General features: G+C 49.2%; 18 protein-coding genes and 1 pseudogene. 7 read left to right on the forward strand and 12 right to left on the reverse strand.

Annotated features, from left to right (window positions below):
- Positions 1-3: 3 nt before the first annotated feature.
- From murD to mraZ, 8 genes are read right to left on the reverse strand one after another with little or no spacing between them, the layout of a single operon-like run.
- Positions 4-1,419, reverse strand: coding sequence for a UDP-N-acetylmuramoyl-L-alanine--D-glutamate ligase (gene murD, locus CPG39_RS09400; protein ID WP_096293049.1), 1,416 nt, complete (start codon positions 1,417-1,419; stop codon positions 4-6).
- The gene (gene mraY, locus CPG39_RS09405) at positions 1,416-2,501 is read right to left on the reverse strand and encodes a phospho-N-acetylmuramoyl-pentapeptide-transferase (RefSeq protein ID WP_096293051.1); all 1,086 of its coding nucleotides are present in this window, start codon (positions 2,499-2,501) and stop codon (positions 1,416-1,418) included. Before mraY ends, murD begins: the two co-directional genes overlap by 4 nt.
- Positions 2,492-3,892 carry a UDP-N-acetylmuramoyl-tripeptide--D-alanyl-D-alanine ligase gene (locus CPG39_RS09410; protein WP_096293053.1) on the reverse strand — a complete coding sequence of 467 codons (1,401 nt, stop codon included), beginning with the start codon at positions 3,890-3,892 and terminating at the stop codon, positions 2,492-2,494. Before CPG39_RS09410 ends, mraY begins: the two co-directional genes overlap by 10 nt.
- Positions 3,889-5,415: a UDP-N-acetylmuramoyl-L-alanyl-D-glutamate--2,6-diaminopimelate ligase gene (locus CPG39_RS09415; RefSeq protein WP_096293054.1), complete on the reverse strand. Its 1,527-nt coding sequence runs from the start codon at positions 5,413-5,415 to the stop codon at positions 3,889-3,891. Before CPG39_RS09415 ends, CPG39_RS09410 begins: the two co-directional genes overlap by 4 nt.
- A 5-nt stretch (positions 5,416-5,420) precedes the next feature.
- Complete coding sequence (locus tag CPG39_RS09420) at positions 5,421-7,148, reverse strand: peptidoglycan D,D-transpeptidase FtsI family protein (protein WP_096293056.1); 1,728 nt, start codon at positions 7,146-7,148, stop codon at positions 5,421-5,423.
- Entirely contained in the window at positions 7,145-7,447 is a 303-nt protein-coding gene (gene ftsL / locus CPG39_RS09425; RefSeq protein WP_096293058.1) for a cell division protein FtsL, read from the reverse strand. Before ftsL ends, CPG39_RS09420 begins: the two co-directional genes overlap by 4 nt.
- Before the next feature lie 23 nt (positions 7,448-7,470).
- Complete coding sequence (rsmH, locus tag CPG39_RS09430; RefSeq protein WP_096293059.1) at positions 7,471-8,397, reverse strand: 16S rRNA (cytosine(1402)-N(4))-methyltransferase RsmH; 927 nt, start codon at positions 8,395-8,397, stop codon at positions 7,471-7,473.
- Positions 8,398-8,414: 17 nt separating this feature from the next.
- Complete coding sequence (gene mraZ, locus CPG39_RS09435; RefSeq protein WP_096293060.1) at positions 8,415-8,861, reverse strand: division/cell wall cluster transcriptional repressor MraZ; 447 nt, start codon at positions 8,859-8,861, stop codon at positions 8,415-8,417.
- Positions 8,862-9,172: 311 nt separating this feature from the next.
- Here mraZ and CPG39_RS09440 point away from each other — a divergent pair, with 311 nt between their 5' ends.
- On the forward strand, positions 9,173-9,790 hold the full coding sequence (locus CPG39_RS09440) for a DNA-3-methyladenine glycosylase family protein (RefSeq protein WP_096293061.1): 618 nt from the start codon (positions 9,173-9,175) through the stop codon (positions 9,788-9,790).
- 48 nt (positions 9,791-9,838) lie between these two features.
- Here CPG39_RS09440 and CPG39_RS09445 read toward each other — a convergent pair whose 3' ends face one another.
- Positions 9,839-10,489 carry a class I SAM-dependent methyltransferase gene (locus CPG39_RS09445; RefSeq protein WP_096293063.1) on the reverse strand — a complete coding sequence of 217 codons (651 nt, stop codon included), beginning with the start codon at positions 10,487-10,489 and terminating at the stop codon, positions 9,839-9,841.
- Positions 10,490-10,867: 378 nt separating this feature from the next.
- Here CPG39_RS09445 and hsdR point away from each other — a divergent pair, with 378 nt between their 5' ends.
- From hsdR to CPG39_RS09470, 6 genes and pseudogenes are all read left to right on the forward strand, one after another.
- Entirely contained in the window at positions 10,868-13,231 is a 2,364-nt protein-coding gene (gene hsdR / locus CPG39_RS09450; RefSeq protein WP_096293065.1) for an EcoAI/FtnUII family type I restriction enzme subunit R, read from the forward strand.
- Positions 13,232-13,298: 67 nt separating this feature from the next.
- Positions 13,299-14,728 (forward strand): annotated as a pseudogene (locus CPG39_RS14940) (N-6 DNA methylase).
- Between the two features lie 115 nt (positions 14,729-14,843).
- Complete coding sequence (locus CPG39_RS09460) at positions 14,844-15,725, forward strand: ATP-binding protein (RefSeq protein WP_231990269.1); 882 nt, start codon at positions 14,844-14,846, stop codon at positions 15,723-15,725.
- Positions 15,694-16,044, forward strand: coding sequence for a hypothetical protein (locus tag CPG39_RS14760; protein WP_231990270.1), 351 nt, complete (start codon positions 15,694-15,696; stop codon positions 16,042-16,044). The genes CPG39_RS09460 and CPG39_RS14760 overlap by 32 nt, the downstream gene beginning before the upstream one ends.
- Complete coding sequence (locus CPG39_RS09465) at positions 16,041-17,795, forward strand: restriction endonuclease subunit S (protein WP_096293067.1); 1,755 nt, start codon at positions 16,041-16,043, stop codon at positions 17,793-17,795. The genes CPG39_RS14760 and CPG39_RS09465 overlap by 4 nt, the downstream gene beginning before the upstream one ends.
- An 8-nt stretch (positions 17,796-17,803) precedes the next feature.
- Positions 17,804-18,664: a hypothetical protein gene (locus tag CPG39_RS09470; protein WP_096293069.1), complete on the forward strand. Its 861-nt coding sequence runs from the start codon at positions 17,804-17,806 to the stop codon at positions 18,662-18,664.
- A 54-nt stretch (positions 18,665-18,718) separates the two neighbouring features.
- On the opposite strand, the gene CPG39_RS09475 is transcribed toward CPG39_RS09470, so the two are convergent.
- The 3 genes from CPG39_RS09475 to CPG39_RS09485 form a co-directional block, all read right to left on the reverse strand.
- Positions 18,719-19,243 (reverse strand): hypothetical protein, encoded by a 525-nt coding sequence (locus CPG39_RS09475; protein ID WP_145956231.1) that lies wholly within the window; start codon positions 19,241-19,243, stop codon positions 18,719-18,721.
- 316 nt (positions 19,244-19,559) lie between these two features.
- Positions 19,560-22,100 (reverse strand): S8 family serine peptidase, encoded by a 2,541-nt coding sequence (locus CPG39_RS09480; RefSeq protein ID WP_172424105.1) that lies wholly within the window; start codon positions 22,098-22,100, stop codon positions 19,560-19,562.
- Between the two features lie 704 nt (positions 22,101-22,804).
- A complete protein-coding gene (locus tag CPG39_RS09485; protein ID WP_096293074.1) occupies positions 22,805-25,927 on the reverse strand; it encodes an efflux RND transporter permease subunit in 3,123 nt (1,040 codons plus the stop codon).
- Between the last annotated feature and the right edge of the window lie 9 nt (positions 25,928-25,936).

Genomic DNA, 25,936 nt, shown 5'->3' on the forward strand with positions numbered 1-25,936 from the left:
TATTTAATGTTTTTTCTGCCCAAAATTAAAAAACTTGTTTTCAATATCTTTAACCGCAGCCACGAACACCTCGGCACGATGGATATAATTTCTAAACATGTCAAAACTGGCGCAGGCCGGTGAAAGCAATACCACGTCACCCGCTTGCGCTAACAAAAAACTTTTCTGCATGGCTTCTTCCATGGTGGTTGCAAAATGTACGGGAATACCACAGTCTTTCAATTCATCTGCAATAATTCCTGCATCGCGCCCGATCAACACCACCGCACGGGTATTTTCGGCCACCGCCTGCCGTAAATGCGAGAAATCCTGCCCCTTACCATCGCCTCCTGCAATCAAAATGACATTCTGTTTCATACCATTTAATGCTGCGATAGTCGCGCCCACATTGGTACTTTTGGAATCATCAAAAAAGGTGACACCGTTAAATGCCGCGACCTTTTCCATCCGATGCGGCAAACCGCGAAATTCCCGTAAAGCCGATACAAGGGGATTCATGGGGATATCCAATGCACGGCACATAGCTAGCGCTGCAAGCGCATTGACAGCATTGTGCAATCCATTCACCACAAGTTCAGACGTTTTCATTAAGCGATGATGTCCTTCCATTAACCACAGATCATCACCATCCCGCAGGATGCCAAAATCGGCATCAGTTGGCGGTATGTCCCCCCCAAATGTAATTTGCTTTCCATCAGCCAAAGCCATTTCGCTGATTCTGGAATCGTTTCGATTCAAAATTTGGGTACATACACTGCCGTTCTCCCGCAAAAAGATTTTTAATTTCGCAGCGATATAATCTTGCATGCAGGTATAGCGATCCAGATGATCTTCACTTACATTAAGCACTGTTGCTACATCGGCATTCAAATTATGGGTCGTTTCCAGCTGAAAGCTGGAAGTTTCCAAAACCCATGCCTGCGGCCAGTTTCCAGCGTCCACTTGCTCCATCAATACATTCAGAATCGCTGGACCGATATTTCCCGCCACCGCCACATCCCAACCGGATTTTCGCAACATAGCCCCGACCATTGATGTCACGGTTGTCTTCCCGTTAGATCCCGTAATTGCCAGAACCTTGGGCTTTTGCAGCTTATTTTGCTCCAGCGCCCAGGAAAAAAGCACCAGATCTCCAATAACAGGTATACCCCGTTGGATAGCCTGCTGCACACAAGGATCCGCAACTGCAACGCCCGGACTTATCGCAATCATCTCTATGCCATCCAGAATTTTGGTTTCAAACTTACCCCTGCAAACTTGTACTTCAGAAAATTTTTCCACGATCTCTTTCCAAGCGGGCGGCTCCTGCCGACTATCAGCAGCACGAACTTTTGCACCTTGCCGGAGCAGCCATTTCACCATTGACAAGCCTGTCTCACCCATTCCCAACACCAGCACTGCTTTACCTTGCAAATTCATCTTAACTTTAATGTTGATAATCCGATTAAAACCAGGATAAAGGTAATAATCCAGAATCTGACCACTACTTGATTTTCTTTCCAGCCCTTTAACTCATAGTGATGATGCAAAGGTGCCATACGAAAAACTCGTTTACCCAGCAATTTGAAGGAGGCTACTTGCAACATGACGGACAAAGCCTCCATCACAAAAACCCCGCCCATAATGATCAGCACAATTTCCTGACGCACAATCACAGTAACAACCCCTAAAGCAGCGCCCAATGCCAGCGCGCCTACATCGCCCATGAATACTTCAGCAGGATATGCGTTAAACCACAGAAAAGCCAAGCCCGCACCCGACATGGCGCCACAAAAAACAGCCAATTCTCCTGCATGAGGGATATAGGGAATTCCAAGATATTTTGCAAAAACAATATGCCCGGCAGCGTAAGCAAAAATTGCGAGCGCGCTACTGATCATCACAGTAGGCATGATGGCCAAACCATCCAGACCGTCGGTTAGGTTCACTGCATTACTGGTGCCGACAATAACAAAATAGGTTAAAACAACAAACCCTGCGAATCCCAACGGGATCGCCACTTCCTTAAAAAATGGCACAATCATGTCCGTTTGTGCTGAAATTTCCGCAGTTGATGCCAAATAGAGTGCGACAACAATTGCAGTGACCGATTGCCAAAAAAATTTAGCTTTTGCTGAAAGCCCTTTAGGATTGCGATGAACTACTTTGCGATAATCATCAATCCAGCCAATTACCCCGAACCCCAGCGTTGTCAACAGCACCACCCAGATATAACGGTTACCCAGATCAGACCACAGTAAAGTAGTCAGCAGGATTGACATCAGAATTAAGGCGCCGCCCATTGTCGGCGTACCCATTTTCACCAGATGAGTTTGCGGACCATCATCACGAATGGATTGCCCTATCTTATAGGCAGTCAACTTTCGTATCATCAGGGGGCCAATAATAAAAGAAATCACTAATGCCGTCAGCGTAGCCAGCACAGTGCGCAAAGTGATGTAGCTGAATACATTGAAAGCCCGTATATCCTGTGCCAGCCATTGGGAGAGCGCTAACAACATGACAGTTCCTCGGTCTGTTCCAACTGTCTCACTACACGCTCCATTTGCATAAAGCGCGACCCTTTCACCAGCAAAGTAACATCATCGGCAAGCAGACTCTTCGCAACTTTCAGTAGTTCGTCGATGGAATTAAAATGGCGCGCGCCTTTGCCAAATTCTGCCGCAGCGTAGGCGCTTAATTTACCCAAAGTCAACAATTGATCCAATCCCGCTTTCCGCGCATCCCTACCGATCGCGCGATGTAAATCAATGGCTAATTGACCTAATTCACCCATATCCCCCAACACCAGTATTTTTTTGCCCTCAGCCGCAGCCAACACAGCCAAAGCAGCCCGTACCGATTCCGGGTTTGCGTTGTAAGTATCATCAATCAGCAACGCATGATGTAGACCACATTTTTTTTGCAATCGTCCGTGCACACTTTGGAAGCGCTCAAGGCCCGCAACAATCCATTCTTTTTTGATACCTAGAGTCCATGCGACAGCCGCCGCCGCCAGAGCATTATAGATATTGTGCACTCCTGGTGCCTGTAACTTCACCTCAACGGTTGCGTCAGGCAATCTCAGCTGCAACGTATTGACTAATCGACCCAGCCGGTACACAGCACTTACCCGTGCATTCTCCGTTAAACCAAAATCAATAATCTCTCTTGCGCCGGCACATTCGCGCCATAACGAGGCATACCGATCATCCGCATTAAAAATCGCCGTTCCGGACTGATCCAAACCGACCCAAATTTCTGCTTTGGCACGCGCGACGGCTTCGACAGAACCTAATCCTTCAATATGCGCAGCGCCTGCATTCGTAATGACTGCAATATTCGGCCGGGCCAATCGCGTCAGATAGGCAATTTCGCCGAGATGATTCATGCCCATTTCAATCACTGCATACTGATGCTGCCGGCGTAAGCGTAATAACATTTGCGGCACACCGATATCATTATTCAGATTGCCCGCGGTAGCCAGCACGCGCTCTACCGGATCATTGATGATTGCATTATCACTTACCGCTACGCGTAATATTGCCGCAATCATTTCTTTTGTTGTTGTTTTACCATTACTACCCGTCACACCAATCACAGGTAGCGAAAAACGATTGCGCCAGTACGCCGCCAGCTCTCCCAAACCCAGGCGCGAATCCTGGACTCGAATCACGGGAAAATCCCCCGACAAACCAGCAGGCTCAGCATCTTTCTGGAGCATGGCTGCTACCGCGCCTTTTTCCTTGGCATTGGAAACAAATTTACCGCCATCAAATCTTTCACCGATTAAAGCCACGAATAGCTCACCCTGCTTTAGCGTTCGGCTATCAGTGCTAACCCCGGTAAAACGCACATTCGACCCACTCCAATCGGCATGTAGTACTTGTGCAGCTTCATCCACCATCATCATTGCTGCACTCTCACTTTCACAGACAATTCCTTCAGCACCTGTTGTACCACTTCGGCATCGCTAAAAGAAATTTTTTGTCCCTTTATTTCTTGAAATTTTTCATGCCCCTTACCCGCGATCAACACAATATCATTGCTACGCGCATTGGCGATGGCCTGATAAATTGCCAGCGCGCGATCCACTTCTACCTGATAATTCCCTTCGACTGCTCCGGTAGCAATATCTTCAATAATGCGCAAAGGATCTTCCGAACGTGGATTATCACTGGTAAAAATAACTTCATCCGCCAAACGTGTCGCAACTTCCCCCACCATGGCGCGCTTTCCCCTGTCCCGGTCGCCGCCGCACCCTACAACGCAGGACAAGCGCGCATTTCGACCCTCGATACGCAAAAGCTCACGTAACGTGCACAAGACTTTTTCCAGTGCATCCGGAGTGTGCGCGTAGTCAACGATAATAGTCGATTGATTAATCCCGTAATATTTTTCCATTCTTCCCGGAATGGATTGCACGCTTTGAAGTGAACCAACCGCATCCGGCAATCGAATGCCGCTTGCCAACAAAGCCGCGACCACAGCCAGCAAATTAGACGCATTGAATTTACCCAGCAAACCTATTCTTAAATGTTCATGGCTATCCTCAAATTCAATATCAAATTCCATGCCATGAATATCAAATTTCAGATTTGAGCCATGTACCATTTTAAATTGCTTGGAATCACGGTTCTCGGGGTAGCGGAATCCGTAACCCATCATTTTAGTGGGTTTATTGACAAGTTGTCGGGACAATTCAACGCCTAACACGTCATCCATATTGACCACGGCGTACTTTAATCCCGGCCAAAAAAACAAGCTTGATTTGGCCGCCGCATACGCATCCATATCCTGGTGATAATCCAAATGATCCCGGGATAAGTTGGTAAGTACAGCAACGGAAAATGCCGTACCCATGGTTCGGCCTTGCGCCAAGCCATGCGAAGACACTTCCATTACAACGTTTTTAGCGCCTTCATCGACGAATTTCTTAAACGAACGTTGCAAGACAGTGGCATCTGGCGTTGTATTTTCTGTGTCTTGTAAATTCTCTATATATCCGCTTCCCAGCGTTCCCAGCACAGCCGTCTTATACCCCAAATTCACCATGGCTTGTGCATACCAATGGCTGCATGATGTCTTGCCATTAGTCCCGGTAATTCCCACCACCCATAACTTTTGTGACGGATGATCATAAACATAACTGGCAATCAGGCCCGCTTTCATCTTGAGATCATCTACCGCTAATGCAGGGATACGCCATTCAGATTTCCATACGAAATTTCGCGGATCATAGAGCACCGCATTGGCGCCCGCTGCAATGGCTTGGGGAATAAATTTATTCCCGTCCGTCGTATCCCCTGGGTAAGCCAGAAAGGTATCTCCCGGTTTTATCTGACGACTATCCGCCACCAGATTCTTAATCTCCACGCCCAACTCTTCAAGTCGATGAAAATCAAATCCTTTCGATCCTTTCTTTTTTACCGTCATTAAACTCACCCTTCATCCTCCATTTCCGGTGTTGCGGTAAAGGTAATGACATTATTGGCAGGCGCATCGGGAGGAACATTCAGAATATGCAAAGCGCCGGACATGACTTTGCTGAAGATAGGGGCAGCCACAGCACCACCGAAATATTTTCCTGCTGATGGCTCATCAATCATCACGGCGATGATCAAACGTGGATTCGATGTGGGTGCATATCCGACAAATGTGGAAATATAGCTTTTGCTGGCATATCGCCCGTCGATCAGTTTATGCGCCGTACCCGTTTTACCGGCAACGCGATACCCGCTTATTTGCGCCAATGGCGCCGTTCCTCCGGGTTGGGTCGCCATCTCCAGCATGCGGCTCATTGCCCATGCGGTATCGCGCGAAATTACGCGCTGCCCCATGACGGGGATATTCTGCTTCAGCAATGAAACGGGTTTTAATTCACCACCGCTGGTAAAGATCGTATAAGCGCGCGCCAACTGTATCAGGCTGGTGGATATGCCGTGCCCATAGGACATCGTAGCCTGCTCAATGGGACGCCACCGATTATAGGGTCGCAATATTCCGCTGGCTTCACCGGGAAAGCCTGAATTGGTCAGCGTGCCGAATCCTGAACGATTGAACATTTCCCACATTGTCTGCGGTTCCATCGATAGCGCGATTTTTGCCGTACCTACATTACTCGATTGCTGAATGATCTCGGCAACGGTTAATTCCCCTTTGTTGCTGACATCCCGTATGGTTTTTCTACCGACTTGCCATGCTCCGGGCGCGGTCTGCAAAATCGTATTGGAATTGACCTTTCCGACTTCCAAAGCAATCGCCACCGTAAACGGTTTTAATGTCGAACCGGGCTCGAAAGTATCAATCAACGCTCGATTGCGGAGCCTTTCATTATTGATGGTTGATCTTCTGTTTGGGTTATAGGCAGGCCAATTGGTAAGCGCCAATATTTCCCCTGTCTGCGCATCCAGAACCACGATGCTGCCGGCTTTTGCCCGGTTAGCCAGAACGGCTTGTTTCAGTTCCGCATGCGCACGATACTGAATTCTTCTATCGATGGACAAAACCAGATCCTTCCCTGGTTTGGGGGAACGAATGCTTTCGACATCTTCATCAATGATTTGCCCTTTGTTATCCTTGATCACCCGGCGGCGACCCAGTTCTCCGGCAAGTGTTTGCTCCCAGCCACGCTCGACGCCTTCCTGACCTTCGTCATTGATATCGGTGAAACCCAGCACATGCGCGGCAAACTCGCCTTCCGGATAATACCGCTTGGACTCACTGGTTAAATAGATACCCTTGATCTTCAGTTGCATGATCTTTTCAGCGGTATCCGGTACTATCTGCCGCTTCAAATAAACAAAACGCCTATTTTCCCTGGTAAGAAGTGCATTAAGGTCAGCGCTGCTCATCTCCAGAAAATGAGCCAATTGCTGCAATTTTTCAGGTTTAATCACCACCACTTTCGGATCAGCGAATATTGAAGCGACCGGTGAGCTGATCGCCATGATATGGCCATTCCGGTCCGTGATCATGCCGCGATCGGCGTTCATTTCCACTACACGGCTATAACGTGACTCCCCTTTCTTTTGCAAGAACTCATTATTCATTCCCTGAAGATAGGCAGCACGCGCCGCCAAACTGATCAAACCCAGCACCAACATACCAAACAACAGCCTGGAACGCCAGGCTGACAATTTGATAAGCGGCAACGCCGGTTTAATCATGGTTTGACCCTTTCCGCATCTATTTCATTTTCTGCCGCATTGATCGATACAATTTGTATACTCGAAGCGGCCGGTACCATCATGTTCAAATGCTCTATCGCGATCTGTTCTATACGCCCATGCATAATCAAAGTGCTTTGTTCCAATTGCAGTCTTCCCCATTCCACTTCCAATTTCTGTTCTATTTCTTTTTCTTTCTCCAGCGTCATGAAAAGATTCCGTACCGAATGCTGCGCGGTCACTACACCTAATGCACATGCAATTAACACCAGAATAAGAAAGATATTCAATTTGAACACTCTTTTCTCCGCTTTAATTGGGACTAGATTCTTTCACCCACACGCATCACTGCACTCCTTGATCGAACATTCTCCGTCACTTCAAGTTCATCTGAGCGAATCGCCCGGCCTACCGGCCGTAAAGTTTGTTTGCTGAACCGCTGCAATTCCTCTTCCCGTACTGGCACCCCGCGCGGTAAATTGTCAGTTCTGGCGGCCGCCCGGATAAACTGCTTCACCATCCGATCCTCCAAAGAATGAAAACTAATCACCACTAATCGTCCGCCCGGTCTTAATAAATCCACGCATTGCGGCAAAACCAGCGCCAATTCTTCAAGCTCCCGATTGAGATATATCCGTATCGCCTGGAAAGTACGTGTTGCCGGATGCCGTTTACTGTCCCGCTGCCGCGCGCGAACCACCGCAGCGACAATCCCGGCAAGTTGCAAGGTAGTGACAATAGGCTGTTGCGTTCTTGCCGCAAGAATCGCCCGTGCAATCTGCCTGGCAAATCGTTCCTCTCCATATTCTTTTATCACCCATTCCAACTCATTTTCCGACACCGTCGACAGCCATTCTGACGCGGTCTGCCCGCCACTGGTGTCCATGCGCATATCCAGTGGACCCGCCGACCGGAAGCTGAATCCGCGCGCAATATCTTCCAATTGGGGTGACGACACACCTAAATCGAGCAGCACACCGTCAATCCGCGTAATCTCCATGGCTTGAAGAATCTCCCGTACTCTGGAAAAACTGCCATGGCGAATACAAAATCGCTTGTCCGTAATCGCCTCGCCCGACAATACCGCCGCCGGATCTCTATCCAGCGCGATTAACCGGCCGCATTCACCCAATCCCGACAAAATCAATCGACTATGCCCACCGCGCCCGAAAGTTGCATCAACATAAATTCCATCCGGTTTCAGCGCCAATGCATCAACGGCTGCGTGCAACAACACCGGGATATGCATGTGTTTTATCCCATCAATTACAGCGAAAATCCTTCCAATTCAGGAGGCATACCGCCATCCTTGAATGACATTGCAATTTCAATTTGTAAATTCCACTGCGTTTCATCCCACAGCTCGAGTTTCGTACCCTGGCCAACCAAAACCACATCCTTGGACAGACCGGCAAACTGACGCAGGGGGGGCGATACCAAAATACGACCCGCAGCATCCATGTCGACATCGCAGGCATTACCCACCAGCAATCGCTGCAGGTTGCGAGTTACCGTATCAAAGCTGGAAAGATTATTGAGTTTTTGTTCTATCGGTTCCCAGGCTGGCTGGGGATAAATCAACAAACACTTTGAAGGATCAACAGTTACAATCAAATGTCCTGAGCAGGTAGACATCAGCTCGTTGCGGTATCTTGCGGGTATTGCAAGCCTACCTTTTGCATCCAGACTGAGCTGCGTGACGCCACGAAACATGTTGTCTCCTCATATAACGGGAAAATTCATCGAGACACACCAAATTTACCCACATTTTCCCACTGCTTCCCACTTTAATCAATAAATTCTCGATAGTCAAGCAAGAAATTGGGTTTTTATAGTTATGCGACAAAGACTTAAATGTGATGCCGGTTACAGCGGATCAGCCCATAAATTATTCAAATAAATAAGATAGATAGAAAAAACCTGCGGTGTATTTTAATTTTTGCTGCGATAATGAACTCCAATGGCATGCAGTACACGCAAAATGACGCATCTATTCCGATTAATTTTCCTATTTCATCACACCCATGACTCCCGAATACTGGACACAAGCCACGCAGGAATTGGCCGGCTGCGATCAAGTCATGCAGCAACTGATACAGCAATTTGAAAATGCCACGCTCACTTCGCGCGGCTGCGCTTTCACCACACTGGCGCGCTCCATCGTCGGCCAACAGATTTCCGTCAAAGCCGCCGAAAGCGTCTGGCAAAAAATCATCGGCGCCATTCCTGACATCACGCCGCACACGATCACCGCGCAAGAACCGGATTCATTACGCGCCTGTGGACTCTCCGCAAGAAAAATAACCTACCTGCAGGATTTGTCGCGGCACTTTATGGAAGGAAAATTGAATGAATCCGGCTGGGCTGGCATGGATGATGAAACCATCATCGCGCAATTGAGCAAAATAAAAGGCATTGGGCGTTGGACTGCCGAAATGTTTTTAATCTTTCACTTGCAACGTCCGGATGTACTGCCGCTCGATGACATCGGCCTGCAACGTGCAATCAGCCTGCACTACTTCGACAAACAAACCGTCGACAAAAAAATCATGCTCGAACTTTCCCGACCCTGGCAACCCTGGCGCTCGGTCGCGACATGGTATTTGTGGCGCAGTTTGGATCCACTGCCGGTGGAATATTAAGCCGCCGGTTTGATCAAACCCTTTACTCCGGGGCATGGAATATTCATTTCAGATAAGGGGCTTAACGCCACGGTATAACGCAATAGTGCCAGCAACGGTACGATAATGAACAATCGTTTCGACCGGGTGAAATCCGGCATCCGTCATAAAAACCGGCAATAAACCCAGCACGTTATCGTGTATCTCTTCAAACCAGCGCATGAACCCGGATATCAACCCCATACTGAAATCGTGTGGCCTACCGAAATCCGCCACATGCAATGCGCCGCCGGGTTTCAGCACGCGGAAAGCCTCCCGCAGCATATGTTGCTTGTCCTGCCGCACCAAATGATGCAACAGCAGACTGGCCACCACATGATCAACGCTTTGATCCGGATAAGGCAAACAGGTGGCTGTGCCCTGCTGCCACAGAATGTTTTGCCCGGCCTGAGCGGCTTTTCGTTGCGCAATGCGCAAGATTTCAGCATCGATATCCAATCCATGAACGGCAACATCCGGATGGGCCTGCTTGATCAGTAACGCAAGCGTTCCTGTACCGCACCCGACATCCAGCACGGTTTGGCCAGACTGAATATGTGCCCGCGCAATCAAGCCCGCATTGATCTCAGATTCTGGAAAAAGCCACCGCATCATGGGATCGTACCAGCGCGTCAGCCAGTGGTAATGCAAAGCTGGGATATAACTGGAGCGTTTCTTCATGGTAATAAATTTTCCATTTTGATTTTTTATCCTAAAAATTGAATAAAGGACAGCAGTTGCCACCTCTCAGCATACCCTGCCCCATACTAACAGAGACCTTTGCACGGTGTCATGAGCGGTACGAGAATAAGGCAAAAATTTGCGAAAAAGCGGAGTTTACACGGGGTAAATGAGCATTTTTCGCAAATTTTTAACGCAATTATCGTACCGCGTAGTAACCGTGCAAAGGTCTCTAACAATATTTGATTGAAAATCCATAGTAACAGTCAATTCGAAACTGATATGCTCCAATCCTCAACTCACCGTTTCAAATTCTTGGGTCTTGCAGCGTATCCATACAAGCATCAATGAACAATATAAAAAAGCCATTCCAAAAGTATGAGCGAGAAAAAAAGCCTTTCAGAGCGTGATATTTGTACCAAATACATTACCCCCGCCATTATCAGAGCCGGATGGGATTTGCACAGCCAGATCCGGGAGGAAGTCAGTTTTACCCAAGGGCGCATCATTGTGCGCGGCAAGTTGCATACGCGCGGAGAACAGAAGCGCGCCGACTATATTCTGTACTACAAATCCAATATCCCACTGGCCGTGATTGAGGCCAAGGAAAACCGTAGCAGCCTGGGGGCCGGTATGCAGCAAGCGCTAAATTATGCCGACACGCTGGGCGTACCTTTCGTGTTCAGCTCCAATGGTGATGGCTTTTTGATGCATGACCGTACCGGAATGACCAAGCGGATCGAGCAAGCGCTGACACTGGATGAATTTCCCTCGCCTGCGCAACTATGGCAGCAGTATTGCCAGTGGAAAGGATTGGAAACAATCCACGCGCGTCATACCGTTGAGATGTCGTACTTTGATGACGGCACCGGCCGTGTTCCGCGATATTATCAGGCCAATGCCATCAACAACACTGTGGAGGCAGTAGCGAAAGGCAGGCAACGCATCTTGTTGGTCATGGCCACCGGTACGGGCAAGACCTATACCGCGTTTCAGATCATCTGGCGGCTATGGAAATCCGGCACGAAGAAACGCATCCTGTTTCTCGCTGACCGCAATATTCTGGTCGATCAAACCAAGAATAACGATTTCAAACCATTCGGCGCGGCGATGACCAAGATCAGCAAACGCCAGATCGATAAAAGCTATGAAATTTACCTGTCGCTTTATCAAGCTGTGACCGGCAACGAAGAAGAACAAAACATCTACAAGCAATTCTCGCCGGATTTTTTCGACCTGATTGTGATTGACGAGTGCCATCGCGGCAGCGCCGCGGAAGATTCCGCCTGGCGCGAGATTTTAGACTACTTTTCCTCCGCCACACATATCGGTTTAACCGCCACACCTAAAGAAACACGCGATGTTTCCAGCATTCATTACTTTGGCGATCCGGTATACAGCTACACCTTAAAGCAAGGTATTGAAGATGGTTTCCTGGCACCCTACAAAGTGGTGCGCATCGATATCGACAAAGATCTGCAAGGCTGGCGGCCAAGCAAAGGTCAGACCGACAAATATGGCGAAATGATTGAAGACCGCATCTACAACTTGAACGACATGGATCGCACACTGGTGCTGGAACAGCGCACCGAACTGGTGGCACGTAAAATTACCGAATTTCTGACGGCCACCGATCCTTACGCCAAGACCATCGTATTCTGTGACGACATCGACCACGCCGAGCGCATGCGGCAAACGTTGGTAAATTTAAATCCTGAGCGAATCAAGGAAAACCGCAAATACGTAATGCGCATTACCGGCGATGATATCGAAGGCAAGGCCGAATTGGACAATTTTATCAACCCAGAAGAGCGTTATCCGGTGATCGCCACGACTTCCAAACTGATGACCACCGGCGTCGATGCGCAAACCTGCAAATTGGTGGTGCTGGATCAGCACATCAGATCGATGACCGAATTCAAGCAAATCATCGGGCGCGGCACCCGCATCAACGAAGATTACGGCAAGTTCTGGTTCACCATCATGGACTTCAAGAAAGCAACGGAGCTATTTGCAGACAAGGATTTCGATGGCGACCCCGTGATGATCTACGAACCAAAAAGCAATGAATCGCCCGTACCACCGGATGAAGAACTCGGAATTAATCTCGATGAAAACGGCAATCCACTTCTCCCCTTAGAAAAAGAGGGAACCGAGGCGGGATCTGAAGAATCCACCCCCAAGCGGATAAAATATGTCATGGGCGACGTCACCGTGCATGTCATCGCCGAACGTGTGCAGTATTACGGCCCGGAAGGCAAACTGATCACCGAATCGCTGAAGGATTACACGCGTCAGACGGTGCGGCGTGATTTTGCTTCGCTGGACGAATTTCTGCAGCGCTGGAGTCAGGCCGAACGCAAGGCGACCATTCTGCAGGAACTGCAACAACACGGTATATTGCTCGAACCGCTGGCCGATGAGGTTGGCAAGGATTTTGACGCATTCGATCTGATCTGCCATGTCGCTTTTGATCAGCCGCCGCTGACCCGGCGCGAACGCGCCGAGAATGTGAAAAAACGAAACTACTTTACCAAGTACAGCGAAAAAGCACGCCTGGTGCTGGAAAATCTACTGGAAAAATACGCCGATACCGGCATTGAAAACATCGAGGACATCAAAGTGCTGACACTCGATCCGTTCAAAGACATGGGCACAGCCAGCGAACTGGTGTCGGTCTTTGGCGGCAAAACCGCCTACTTGAAAGCATTGCACGAGCTGGAAGACAATCTCTACGCCTGATTAACCCGACCTGAAATAAATTAAACCGATGAGCATTTCCTCCACCATAAAATCCATTCAGGACATCATGCGCAAGGATGTCGGCGTGGATGGGGACGCGCAGCGCCTGAGCCAGTTGGTTTGGATGCTGTTCCTGAAAATTTTTGACGACCGCGAAAATGAATGGGAATTACTGCAAGACAACTACCAATCGCCATTGCCGCAACCATACCGCTGGCGTAACTGGGCGACCAATGCCGAAGGTATGACCGGCGATGCGCTCAAGCAATTTCTCGATAACGATTTGTTTCCCGCCTTGCAGCAACTGCAAGCCAAAGGCAGCGACCCGCGCGCCTATGTGATCCGCTCGGTGTTTGAAGATGCCTACAACTACATGAAATCCGGCCAGTTGATCCGGCAGGTGATCAACAAGATTCAGGAAGGCGTCGATTTCAACAAAGCGCAGGAACGTCATTTGTTCGGCGACATGTACGAACAATTGCTGCGCGATTTACAGGCCGCCGGTAATGCCGGTGAGTTTTATACCCCGCGTGCCGTGACAGAATTCATGGTGCGCAGGATCAATCCGCGCCTCGGCGAGAAAATCATGGATCCGGCCTGCGGCACGGGCGGTTTTCTGGCCTGTGCCATCGAGCACATGCGCAAGCACGATGTGAAAACGGTGGATGATGAAACGCAACTCCAGGCCAGCATCTTCGGCATCGAAAAAAAGCCGTTGCCGCATTTGCTGTGCACCACCAATATGATCCTGCACGGCATCGATGACCGATCACCATCCGCCACGATAACTCGCTGAGTCGCCCGCTCATCAGTTGGACACCGAAAGAACGCGTCGATGTGGTCGTCACCAATCCGCCATTTGGCGGCATGGAGGAAGACGGCATCGAAACCAATTTCCCGACAGCATTCCGCACCCGTGAAACCGCCGATCTGTTTTTAGTGCTGATCATGCAACTGCTCAAACCCGGTGGCCGCGCCGCACTGGTTCTGCCCGATGGTTTCCTGTTCGGCGAAGGCATCAAAACGCGCATCAAGGAAAAGCTGCTGCAGGATTGCAACCTGCACACCATCGTGCGCCTGCCCAACGGCGTGTTCAGCCCATACACCGGCATCAAAACCAACCTGCTGTTTTTCACCAAAGGCACACCCACCCGGCATATCTGGTTTTACGAGCACCCGTACCCGCCTGGCGTAAAAAGTTACAACAAAACCAAACCGATGAAAATCGAAGAATTCGATGCCGAAGCGGCCTGGTGGGGCAAGGAAGAAGACGGTTTCAAACATCGCGTGGAAAATGAATACGCCTGGAGAATCGATCTGACGGACATCCAGGCGCGCAACTACAACCTCGACTGCAAAAACCCGCATATCGGCGAACAGGAAATCCTCGATCCCGAAGTGCTGCTGACACAATACAACGACATACAAAAGGACATCGCTGCACTGCGCGGGCAGTTGAAAGATATACTTGAAGAAGCGCTTGGCAGATCCCGTTGATCGTTATTTATAGAAAGATTATCTAAGGTTACTATGGTTTACTATTAGTTACAAATTATCTGATATACTTTTCTATAAATACAGATAGCCTTAAAAAACAAAAGAAATTTGAGCAATGGATGAAATACGCAATCCTTTTTCGCCGGGCGCAGGCACTCCGCCACCCGAACTCGCAGGTCGTAGCGCCTTAATTGACAGAATCAAACTACTGCTGGCGCGCGTCCGCGAGGGTCGTCCGGAAAAAAGCGCCTTGCTGGTGGGCTTGCGCGGCGTAGGTAAAACCGTGCTGCTTAATGAGCTGGAAAACCTGGCGGAGCAGGTCGGCTACAAAACTATTTTGGTGGAAGCGCATGAAAGCAAGTCACTCACAGCCTTACTGGCACCGTCGTTACGCAAGCTGTTATTGTCCCTGGATCGCATGGAAAATGTCAGTAACAAGGTGCGGCGCGGTTTGCGCGTGCTGAAAGGCTTTGTCAACGGCGTAAAAATAACGCTGGGTGATCTCGAAATCGGTCTGGATATAGAAGCGGAAGCAGGAACTGCCGATAGCGGGGATTTGGAAGCCGATCTGCCCGAGTTATTCATCGCTGTGGCAGAGGCTGCGCAGGACAGAAAAATCCCGGTCGCCATCTTGCTCGACGAAATTCAGTATTTGTCCGCCAAGGAACTGAGTGCCCTGATCATGGCCATGCACAAAATGGCGCAAAAACGCTTGCCACTGGTGCTGATCGGTGCCGGCTTGCCGGTATTGGCCGGACTGGCGGGGGACTCCAAATCCTACGCCGAGCGACTATTTGATTTTCCCGAAGTGGGCCCCTTAGCGCCGGAGGATGCACGCCAAGCCTTACGAGAACCAGCGCAGAAAGAGGGGGCCGATTTCACCGACGCAGCGCTGGATGAAATCATCCGTCTGACTCAAGGCTACCCCTATTTTCTGCAAGAATGGGGCTACCAGTCTTGGAATTATGCGCCGCAATCGGCCGGTACAATTAGCTGATGTAGAACGCGCCACACCCCGGATCATCGAGCGTCTCGACGCCAATTTTTTCCGTGTGCGCTTTGATCGGCTGACCCCGCGTGAAAAAGACTATCTGCGCGCTTTGGCTGAGCTGGGCGCAGAACCGCAACGCTCCGGCGATGTCGCCGCCGTCTTGGGCGTCAAGGTACAAACCGTAGCCCCCCTGCGCGACAGCTTGATGAAAAAAGGCATGATTTACAGCCCGGCACACGGCGACACCGCATTTACCGTCCCTTTGTTCGATACCTTCATGAAACGCGCCATGCCGCAATTACCGGCCAAGGGCGGCAAAGCATGAACGCCATACCATCATTGTTGACCGATCACCTCGACATCTGGACCAGCGCCGAAACGGAAAAGAAATCAGGCCGAGGTCGCACAGGTGGCAATGGGGTGAACGTATACGGCATCCAAAAACTACGCGAACTAATTCTGGAACTGGCGGTGCGCGGCAAATTGGTGCCGCAAGATCCGAATGATGAACCGGCTGGCGAATTGTTGAAGCGCATACAGGCGGAAAAAGCCAAGTTGGTGGCTGAGGGGAAAATCAAGAAAGACAAACCGTTGCCGCCGATTTCGGATGAGGAAAAGCTGTTTGAATTGCCACAGGAGTGGGAGTGGACAACATTAGCATCGATATCTTTAATTAATCCGAGAAATAATGCGGAAGATAATTCCTCTACTTCATTTGTATCAATGGCAATGATTGGCGCGAAGTTTAATTCCTCCCACGAACAAGAGACTCGTTTTTGGAAAGAAATAAAGCAAGGATTTACGCATTTTGCAGAAGGCGACATTGGAGTTGCCAAAATAACTCCATGCTTTGAAAATAGTAAGGCATGTATATTTTCTGGTTTGTTGAACGGAATTGGTGCAGGTACAACTGAGTTGCATATTGTCAGGGTAATCAATAAGACTCTTGCCCCACGTTATGTCTTAGCTTATTTAAAGTCTCCAAAGTTTTTACTAATGGGTGAGACAAAAATGACTGGCACTGCTGGACAAAAGAGATTGCCAAAAGAATTTGTGGAATCGAATCCTTTTCCACTTCCTCCTGTCGCCGAGCAACACCGCATCGTCGCCAAAGTCGATGAGCTGATGGCGCTGTGTGATCAATTGGAAACGCAGCACATCAACGCCACCGAAGCTCACGAAAAACTGGTAAACCACCTGCTAGGCATACTGACCCAATCGCAAAGTGCGGGTGATTTCAACGCCAACTGGCAACGTATCGCTGCGCATTTCCACACGTTGTTCACCACCGAAGCCAGCATCGACGCACTCAAACAAACCCTGCTGCAACTGACGGTGATGGGCAAACTCGTGCCGCAAGACCCGAACGATGAACCGGCCAGTGAATTGCTCAAGCGCATACAGGCGGAAAAAGCCAGGTTGGTGGCTGAGGGGAAGATCAAAAAAGATAGACCAATGCCACCGATAACGAATGAGGAAAAACCGTTTGAATTGCCGCAGGGGTGGGAGTGGGTGAGATTGGATGAATTAGGCGTAACCCAGACAGGAACCACTCCACCAAGTAAAGATCGTGAAAACTTCGGGTGCCATATTCCTTTCATTGGCCCTGGTGATATTAAGAATGGAGAAATCGATTACTCAGGAGAAGGTCTATCTGAAATTGGTCTTTCAAAAGGGCGCTTAATCGGGAAGGACTCGGTGTTAATGGTTTGCATAGGTGGAAGCATAGGTAAGCACGCTGTCAACGATAGAGATGTCACATGTAATCAGCAGATAAATACGTTGACACCATATCTCCCTGTTTCAGTAAAATATGTTTATTGGGCAATGAGCACCATATCCTTCCAAGGAGCAGTGATCGGACAATCGGGTGGTTCGGCAACGCCAATAATCAACAAACAAAAGTGGTCATCGATTCCTATCCCTCTCCCCACATTCGCCGAACAACACCGCATCGTAGCCAAAATCGACGAACTCATGACTCTCTGCGACCAACTCAAATCCGCGATCGCCCAAGCCAGCCAATTGCAGAAAAAACTGGCGGATGGGGTGGTTGAGCAGGCGATAGCTTCCTGAAAGAAGGTATGCGCAGCACTCAACTTGCCCTATTCACCCTCGCCAGCGGTCGATCCGGCACGAGTTATCTGGCCGATTTCTTCACCAAGAACATCACACACTGCTACAGCACGCACGAGCCTTATTTCACGTTTGGTAATCCCACGTTGTTCGGCAAGCCCATCGCATGGAACACGCAACATAACGACCAAGCGTTACTGCCGGTGCTGCAGCGCAAATACCGTTTTATCGCCAGCCGTAAGCAGCCTTTTTATTTTGAGTCCAATCATGCTTTCCTGAAGGCGTTTAATCGCCATGCCGGAACACTGCTGAACAATCCGGGGTTTATCCATCTGGTGCGCCATCCGCTGCGGGTGGCGAAAAGCGAATATGTGCGCGAGCGGATGATACGTCAGCTGCATGTTCCGTTTGCCGATTATGCGGACGATAGCGGCAAGCGCTTGTTCCGCTGGGCATTGACCGGGCAGGAGGAGGTGTTCCGACACTCTCCGTCATCGCTCAGCCGCTTTCAGTTTTATCTGCTGCAATGGCTGGAAATTGAGTGCCGCGCCATGCAATTGATTCAAGACCATCACTGGCAAGACCGGGTGTATTTTATCGATGTCGACGTGGATCTGAAGCGGGAAGCGGTGTTAAAAGATATGATCCGATTTTTTGATTTGCCGCATCAGCCCGTCTTTAACTTGGACCTGCGCCGCAACCCAACCCCGTTTATCGGCCCAACCCTTCTCACGCAACAGGATACACAGGAATTCCAGACCATTGCGCGCAATTTGCCCGAACGTTACAAAATGCTGCTACAGAGTCAACCTTATCGCGATTGTAGCTGGTTCACCGAAGTGAACCAGCTCATGAGAGATGGCAACTGAGTATTACGCGAGTGGTTCAGTGTGAAATTTTCTGAACCACTGCTAACAATAATTCTAATTTCCCTTGTTTGTTTTAGATCCTGCAAACGTATCATTTAAAATGGGTGAGGAAGTTAATTCCCAATTCATTGAATTGCCGCGTTGTTCAAGCACGACAGTAAGCACCTGATTGTTATATTGAACGCAAGGTATAGTCAACAGACTACCATTGACGGTAGCCATACATATCGAATTAGCTGCGATACAACTTGAAACATCCCTGAAAATAACACCACCGGGAACGTCTGTGCTGGTCGTAGTAATAATCGCGGTGCCGTTGTTGACGGTTATATCGGTGGCTAAAATACCTTCTCCGAGCCCCAGATCAAGAGAAGACTGACCACTGAAACAGAGATTAGGACTGGTGGTGCTATCAGCATTAAGAATGCTGGCGATTAATTGAGGAGAACCTGACGCTGGATTGTCAAGAATAAAGACCGTATCGCCTACGGTAGCAACATTTTCAGCGAATGCCGACTGTATTCCAGAAACAACCAAGGATAGCGCACAGGCAATTGATAATGCAAATTTATTCATCATCTTCTCCAGATATAAAAGAAGATTTATTTTACACGAAAATATATATACTTCTGTGAATGTTAAAAATCAAATAATAGTTCAGGAAATTTCAAACTGAACCGCAACCCGTATGGCAGCCACATTGCGGGCGCAGAAGGGGTAATTGCCAAAGGGAAAAATCCAGTCGTGAAACTGGTGCCTGTGGCATCGACGCCGCATCAACGGCAATTTGACACCGGGACAAGGCCCGATTACCGAAAAGCTTTCTATCAGTTAAATATACAGCCCGGCAGCACATATTCTTGCTACCGGACTGTCAAAGCCATGGCTTCCTGGACTATTCCTTTAAAAGCCAGATATTCTGGCTAAAGGAGCCAAAAAAGAATGATTGATCAAAACCACCCATAATTACCATCGCTTGGCATGCATTACAGACGGTTCCTGTCGCCGTATACAACATAGGTCCGGAAATAGCTTCTTTCCAGACACTACCGTTAAAGTATTCACCCGTTGTGTTCTGGTCTGAACCAAATAAAACGTGATCTTTACCTTTGAAAAAGGCATGAGCGGAGCCTGCCCGGGAACGGTTCAGACTAGATACGAACTGCCAAGTATCGGATACTGTATCGTAAATCTCGGCAATGTTCTGTTCACAACCAAAAAATGAACAGGCAAAGCCGCCAGCAACCATCACTGTACTACTACCGGGTGCCGAGGTTGCAGCGGCATAAGCAGTGGGCGTTCCTTTTGCAGCGCCAGATGACCATTGATTACTTGCAGGATCATAGATATAAGTTGTATTTGTCGTTCCAAAAAAAACATCAAGACCGCCAAAAACGTAAAGCTTACCATTTATGGCTGCAACTGCAGATTGCATCAGCGGTTGAGGCAGTGAAGCACCCGCTTGCCAAGTTTTACTGACGGTATCGAATATTTGCAGACTATTGGAAATAATCCCCAAAGACGGATTATACCCTCCGACAACATAAACCTTGGAAGCAATGGCTGCAGAACCTGTATTGCTCAGAGGTATTGGCATAGACCATTGAGAATTTATCGCTGAAGTAAACGTGGACAGATTGACCGATTCGACAATACCGGTAATGCCCCAAGGCGCCTCTCCACCCATAATCCAGTACTTACCACCCACGCGGGCACCACTTGTCCAAGCACGCGGTATTATTGTTTGTCCAACCAGGCTCGGTTTGAACGATACACCAAAGCAGGCACCACTATTGCTAATGTTGTTATCCGCCCTGATTACTTTCAACGCCCCAGTACCCAGGCTGTTTAGACCTAACTTAGCGCTGATGGTTGTATTCGACCAATTCAATACAGTCAGAGGTGTGCCATTAAAATTAACGCTGCCTGGAGTCGCGCCGAAATTATGACCTGTTATGGTTATCGTATCACCCGGCGCAGCTGAGGGTGGCGAAGTACCCCAGATTGTGGGCTCATTAATGGCCTCTGGCTTTAGGGCTTTAGACAAGTTGGCTCGACCCTGGCTTACGCTGCGTCTGCTCACGGAAGCTGGATGATCGACGCTATTCATAAGCGCACTTTTAACGGATCTCCAATTTTTAGTGGGATTTTGGGACCAAATCACAGCTGCCATACCGCTAATATGCGGCGTTGCCATTGACGTTCCCGAAAGGTAATTATAATTGTTATCAGGCATCGTGCTCAGAATGTCTTCACCCGGTGCAAACACATCCACACTACTACAACCGTAATTTGAGAAAAAAGCCGGATCATCGTTCGAATTGGAAGCTCCCACCGAAATAACATTATCCACCTTATAACCTGCAGGGTAGACAGTGACATTATCGGTATTCATTCCGTCATTGCCGGCAGCGGCAATAAATAGCACCCCTAAACCTTTAGCCAGTGTAATGGTATCGAAAAGAGCCTGTGAATACTCACCGCCGCCCCAACTATTGCTCAGAATCATGCGGGGATAGTTATTATTTATTTTAGTAACCAATGCATAGTTAATAACTTCAATTGCACCCGATACGAAACCAAAACCATCCGAACATAAAAACTTGAGAGCCATAATATTGGTTTTCCAGGCCACTCCCGTCACGCCGATTCCATTATTGCCCCTAGCACCGATGGTTCCACTGACGTGGGTACCGTGAAAATGATCATCCATAGGATCAGCATCACCATTGCAGGTATCTATCCCGTGGACATCATCGACCCAGCCATTTCCGTCATCGTCAATACCGTTTCCAGGAATTTCCTTTGGGTTTATCCACATATTGGGAATTAAATCCGCATGCGTATAATCTATCCCGGTATCAACTACGCCTATAATGACTTTACTGGCATCTGTCCTGGTATTCCAGGCTTCCACCGCATCAATATCTGCATCGGGTATACCGAATGCCTGACCAGTATTGTTTAATCCCCACAAATCAGAGAAGTTGGGGTCATTGGGCGTCACAATTGCATGGACCTTGTAATCTGGTTCGGCATATTGCACATTATTATTGCGATATAGCATTTCAATTGCTTTACCAACCGCCAACGGTGTTTGAACAACATGTACACCCATATTGGCAAAGCTTTTTATAACTTTGCCTTGAACACTATTGAGCGCCGACAATTCACCTTGACTCAAATTTCCAGCATCATCGGCCGATACTTGGGAATTGTTGGCATTGATAGTCGTCTGGCTCTTGAATTTAACAAGAATTCTGTGCTCAGCAAATTCGATATTGCTTTTTGCAGGAGCACCTGATGACTGATTGATGGTCTGCGCCGTGAAATTAGGCACCTTGTTTTGCGATGGCAGCGATATACTTTGAGCATAAGCCCAAGTAGGGATGCTACCCGCCAATGTGATAAAAGTAAGCATTTTTGCCAGATTCATAAACTCCCCCTCGAAGAATAGCATTAGTGCAAATAAGTCATTCAACTTGAATGACCTACAAAAAATTAACAGAAGATATAAAAGCTTTTTACCACCGACAAGTATTTGATGTCTTGATCGTTTCTCCCTTTTCGTAGTTAATAAAATTAAGCTAGATATATTCCACTGCTGCTAATTTTTGTTTAGTGAAGTAAATAAAGGCATTGACCATAAAATAAGCTTATCCTTAACAATCAGTTTGTTATAAATCAATTAACCCATCACAACTGTAAATTTCATAACTTCATGTATTTATGAACTATCTGCTTTTTGGATTAAAATGTGAAAACCACCTTAGTTAAATAAAATGATTTGATATTGACATCATTAATGCTGCGTCTCTATAGAACGTATCAGCAGTGCTTCGTGAGACTTTGTATAATTATTGATGAGAGCTAAAAGCTGAAAACGCATAGAGAATCCTCGAAAATTATTCCCATTGATTTATAGTAAATATGAAAACACGTTTTCTTATGGCTGAACTGTGACTTTTCTCACATAGTTAATCAAATAGTGTTATTTATCAAGTTATAGCGAATAACATTTAAACAAAAATGTGAGTACTGTTGCAAAAAAGTTGTTTTATTTGATTTGGGATAGGATCTGACTGAGTGGACTGACAAGTCATCAGTTGAAATAGCGATTTGACTGCGAATTATTTGCTTCTACGCACTCTCACGCCGCAATGGTATCTCCTTCACCAGCGCATACGCCGCGGGAAAAATAATCAGCGTCAGAATCGTCGCGGAAACCATGCCACCGACCATCGGCGCGGCAACGCGACGCATGATTTCGGAGCCGGTGCCGGTGCTGAGCATGACCGGCAGCAAGCCGATGACGCTGCCGGCGATGGTCATCATGACCGGACGGATACGGTAAACCGCACCTTGCACCACGGCGTCGTACAAATCGGTTAAGCTGACCTGCTCGGCCATCGCTTTGCGTTGCCGCACGATGGTAGTAAACGATTGATCGATGAAGGTCAACATCACCATGCCGGATTCCGCGGCGATGCCGATCAGGCCGATGAAGCCGACCACTGCGGCGATGCTCAGGTTGTAATCAAGCCAGTACATCAGCCAGATGCCGCCGACCAACGAAAACGGTATCGACAGCATGACAATCAGCGTTTCGATCATGCGGCCGAAATTCAGGTACACCAGCAGGAACACCATCAAAACAGTCAATGGAATCACGATTTTCAGTTTTTCGGTGGCGCGCTGCATGTACTCGAATTGCCCGCTCCAGGTGGCATAGTATCCGGGCGGGAATTGCACTTGCGCTTGCACCGCTTGTTGCGCATCGGCTATGTAACCACCGATGTCGCGGTCGCGGATGTCAATGAAGATATAGGCTGACAGCAGCGCGTTTTCGGTGCGGATACTCGGCGCTCCCTTCATCAGCTTGACCTGCGCCAGTTGACCGAGTGGAATCATGGTGCCGCCCAACGCGGGCACCAGCACTTGCGTGGCGATGGCCTGCGGGTCGCTGCGCAGTTCGCGCGGGTAGCGGATCGCCACATCGAAGCGCTCGCGGCCTTCCACCGTGGTGGTGATCACTTCCCCACCCAACGCCACCGAAATGACTTCGAGCAGATCACCCACCGCCAAGCCATAGCGCGCCAACGCCAGCCGATCCGGTTCAATGTCCAGATAATATCCACCGGTGATGCGCTCGGCATACGCACTGGTCGTGCCGGGAACGGTTTTTACCACCGCCTCGATTTGTTTCGCGATGGTTTCGATTTCAGTCAAATTATTGCCGAACACCTTGATGCCGACCGGCGTGCGGATACCGGTGGCAAGCATGTCGATACGATTTTTGATCGGCATGGTCCAGGCGTTCGCGACACCGGGGATTTGCAACGCCTGATCGAGCTCGGCAATCAAAGTATCGATGGTCATGCCGGGGCGCCATTCATGCTCGGGCTTCAGATTGATGATGGTCTCAGTCATTTCCAGCGGTGCCGGATCGGTCGCGGTATCGGCGCGTCCCGCTTTGCCGAATACCGAGGCCACTTCTGGAAAGCTCATGATAATTTTGTTCTGCGTCTGCATTGTTTCCGCCACTTTGGTCACCGAAATCCCCGGCAACGTGACGGGCATATACAGCAGTGTACCTTCGTTTAAGGTCGGCATGAATTCGGTACCCAGCCGCATGGCGGGATAAAGCGTCACCGCCAGCACGCCCAATGCAACTACTATTATGGATTTCTTCCACTGCATCACCCTAGCGACAATCGGCTGATAGCCACGAATCAACAGACGGCCCAGCAGGTTGTCTTGCTCACGTGGGATACGGCCGCGGATCAACAAAAGAATCAACACCGGAACCAGCGTAATCGACAGGATGGCTGCGCCGGCCATGGCAAAGGTTTTGGTATACGCGAGCGGCTGAAACATGCGCCCTTCCTGCGCTTCCAGCGCGAATACCGGCAGAAACGATACCGTGATGATCAGCAGACTGAAAAACAACGATGGCCCGACTTCCTGGCATGCGGCGATTACCGCATTCGTGCGCGATTCCCCCGGCTTCTGCCGGGCCAGATGCTTATGCGCGTTTTCCACCATCACAATGGCGGCATCAGTCATTTCCGCAATCGCCAACGCAATACCGGCCAGGCTCATGATGTTGGAATTGATGCCGAGCTGCGCCATGGCGATGAAGGCAATCAGCACGCCGATGGGCAGCATGATAATTGCCACCAGCGCGCTACGTACGTGCATCAGAAATACCGCGCAAACCAATGCCACAATGATGATCTGCTCGATGAACACTTCTCTCAGCGTTGCAATGGCGCGGTGAATCAGCTCGGAACGGTTATATACCGACTGGACCGAAACATCCGGTGGCAGCCCGGATTTGATCTGGTCAATTTTTGCTTCGAGATCGTGAATGACATCCAGTGCATTCTCGCCATAACGCGCCACTGCGATGCCGGAAACCGCCTCCCCTTCGCCGTTCAGCTCAGTGATGCCGCGGCGTTCGCCGGGCACTAGTTCCACGCGGGCAATATCCCGCAGCAACACGGGCATGCCGATATGCGCCCGCACCACCAGGTTCTCCAGATCGCTGATGCTCTTCAGATAACCCCGGCCACGCACCATGTACTCGGTTTCTGCCAGTTCAATCACACGCCCGCCGACATCGCGATTACTGGCGGCGATCACTTCGGTGATGCGTTTCAATGGAATGTCATACGCTTGCAAGCGGCGGGGATCAACGGTGATCTGATAGGTTTTGACAAAACCGCCTATACTGGCAATTTCGGATATGCCGTGCGTGGTGGTCAATTGATAGCGCAGAAACCAATCCTGAATGGTGCGCAATTCATCCAGTGTGCGGTCTTTGGCGGTTACGACATACTGATAAATCCAGCCGACGCCGGTAGCATCCGGGCCCAGCGCAGGCCGCACATCCTGCGGCAGTTGATTGGCCGCAAAACTCAAATACTCCAGTACGCGCGATCGCGCCCAGTAAATATCGGTGCCATCTTCAAAAATGACATAAATGAACGAAACCCCGAATGCCGATTGACCGCGCACCACTTTTGCCCGCGGCACCGCCAACATGGCGGTGGTGAGCGGGTAGGTGACCTGATCCTCGACTACTTGCGGCGCCTGGCCGGGATATTCGGTATAAATGATGACTTGCACATCGGACAGATCGGGAATCGCATCAACCGGCATTTTCCATAGCGCGTAAATACCCCAGCCGATGATAAATACGGTACTCAGCAATACCAGGAAAACATTGCGGATCGACCATTCAATCGCATGTTTGAGCATGTCAATCTC

This window comes from Nitrosomonas ureae (assembly GCF_900206265.1).
Taxonomy (GTDB): domain Bacteria; phylum Pseudomonadota; class Gammaproteobacteria; order Burkholderiales; family Nitrosomonadaceae; genus Nitrosomonas; species Nitrosomonas ureae_C.

Bases quoted from the DNA above. Each gene is read 5' to 3' on its own strand.
- murD (WP_096293049.1), bottom strand. From the start codon at position 1,419: ATGAATTTGCAAGGTAAAGCAGTGCTGGTGTTGGGAATGGGTGAGACA.
- mraY (WP_096293051.1), bottom strand. From the start codon at position 2,501: ATGTTGTTAGCGCTCTCCCAATGGCTGGCACAGGATATACGGGCTTTC.
- CPG39_RS09410 (WP_096293053.1), bottom strand. From the start codon at position 3,892: ATGATGATGGTGGATGAAGCTGCACAAGTACTACATGCCGATTGGAGT.
- CPG39_RS09415 (WP_096293054.1), bottom strand. From the start codon at position 5,415: ATGACGGTAAAAAAGAAAGGATCGAAAGGATTTGATTTTCATCGACTT.
- CPG39_RS09420 (WP_096293056.1), bottom strand. From the start codon at position 7,148: ATGATTAAACCGGCGTTGCCGCTTATCAAATTGTCAGCCTGGCGTTCC.
- rsmH (WP_096293059.1), bottom strand. From the start codon at position 8,397: ATGCATATCCCGGTGTTGTTGCACGCAGCCGTTGATGCATTGGCGCTG.
- mraZ (WP_096293060.1), bottom strand. From the start codon at position 8,861: ATGTTTCGTGGCGTCACGCAGCTCAGTCTGGATGCAAAAGGTAGGCTT.
- CPG39_RS09440 (WP_096293061.1), top strand. From the start codon at position 9,173: ATGACTCCCGAATACTGGACACAAGCCACGCAGGAATTGGCCGGCTGC.
- CPG39_RS09445 (WP_096293063.1), bottom strand. From the start codon at position 10,489: ATGAAGAAACGCTCCAGTTATATCCCAGCTTTGCATTACCACTGGCTG.
- hsdR (WP_096293065.1), top strand. From the start codon at position 10,868: ATGAGCGAGAAAAAAAGCCTTTCAGAGCGTGATATTTGTACCAAATAC.
- CPG39_RS09460 (WP_231990269.1), top strand. From the start codon at position 14,844: ATGGATGAAATACGCAATCCTTTTTCGCCGGGCGCAGGCACTCCGCCA.
- CPG39_RS14760 (WP_231990270.1), top strand. From the start codon at position 15,694: ATGCGCCGCAATCGGCCGGTACAATTAGCTGATGTAGAACGCGCCACA.
- CPG39_RS09465 (WP_096293067.1), top strand. From the start codon at position 16,041: ATGAACGCCATACCATCATTGTTGACCGATCACCTCGACATCTGGACC.
- CPG39_RS09470 (WP_096293069.1), top strand. From the start codon at position 17,804: ATGCGCAGCACTCAACTTGCCCTATTCACCCTCGCCAGCGGTCGATCC.
- CPG39_RS09475 (WP_145956231.1), bottom strand. From the start codon at position 19,243: ATGATGAATAAATTTGCATTATCAATTGCCTGTGCGCTATCCTTGGTT.
- CPG39_RS09480 (WP_172424105.1), bottom strand. From the start codon at position 22,100: ATGAATCTGGCAAAAATGCTTACTTTTATCACATTGGCGGGTAGCATC.
- CPG39_RS09485 (WP_096293074.1), bottom strand. From the start codon at position 25,927: ATGCTCAAACATGCGATTGAATGGTCGATCCGCAATGTTTTCCTGGTA.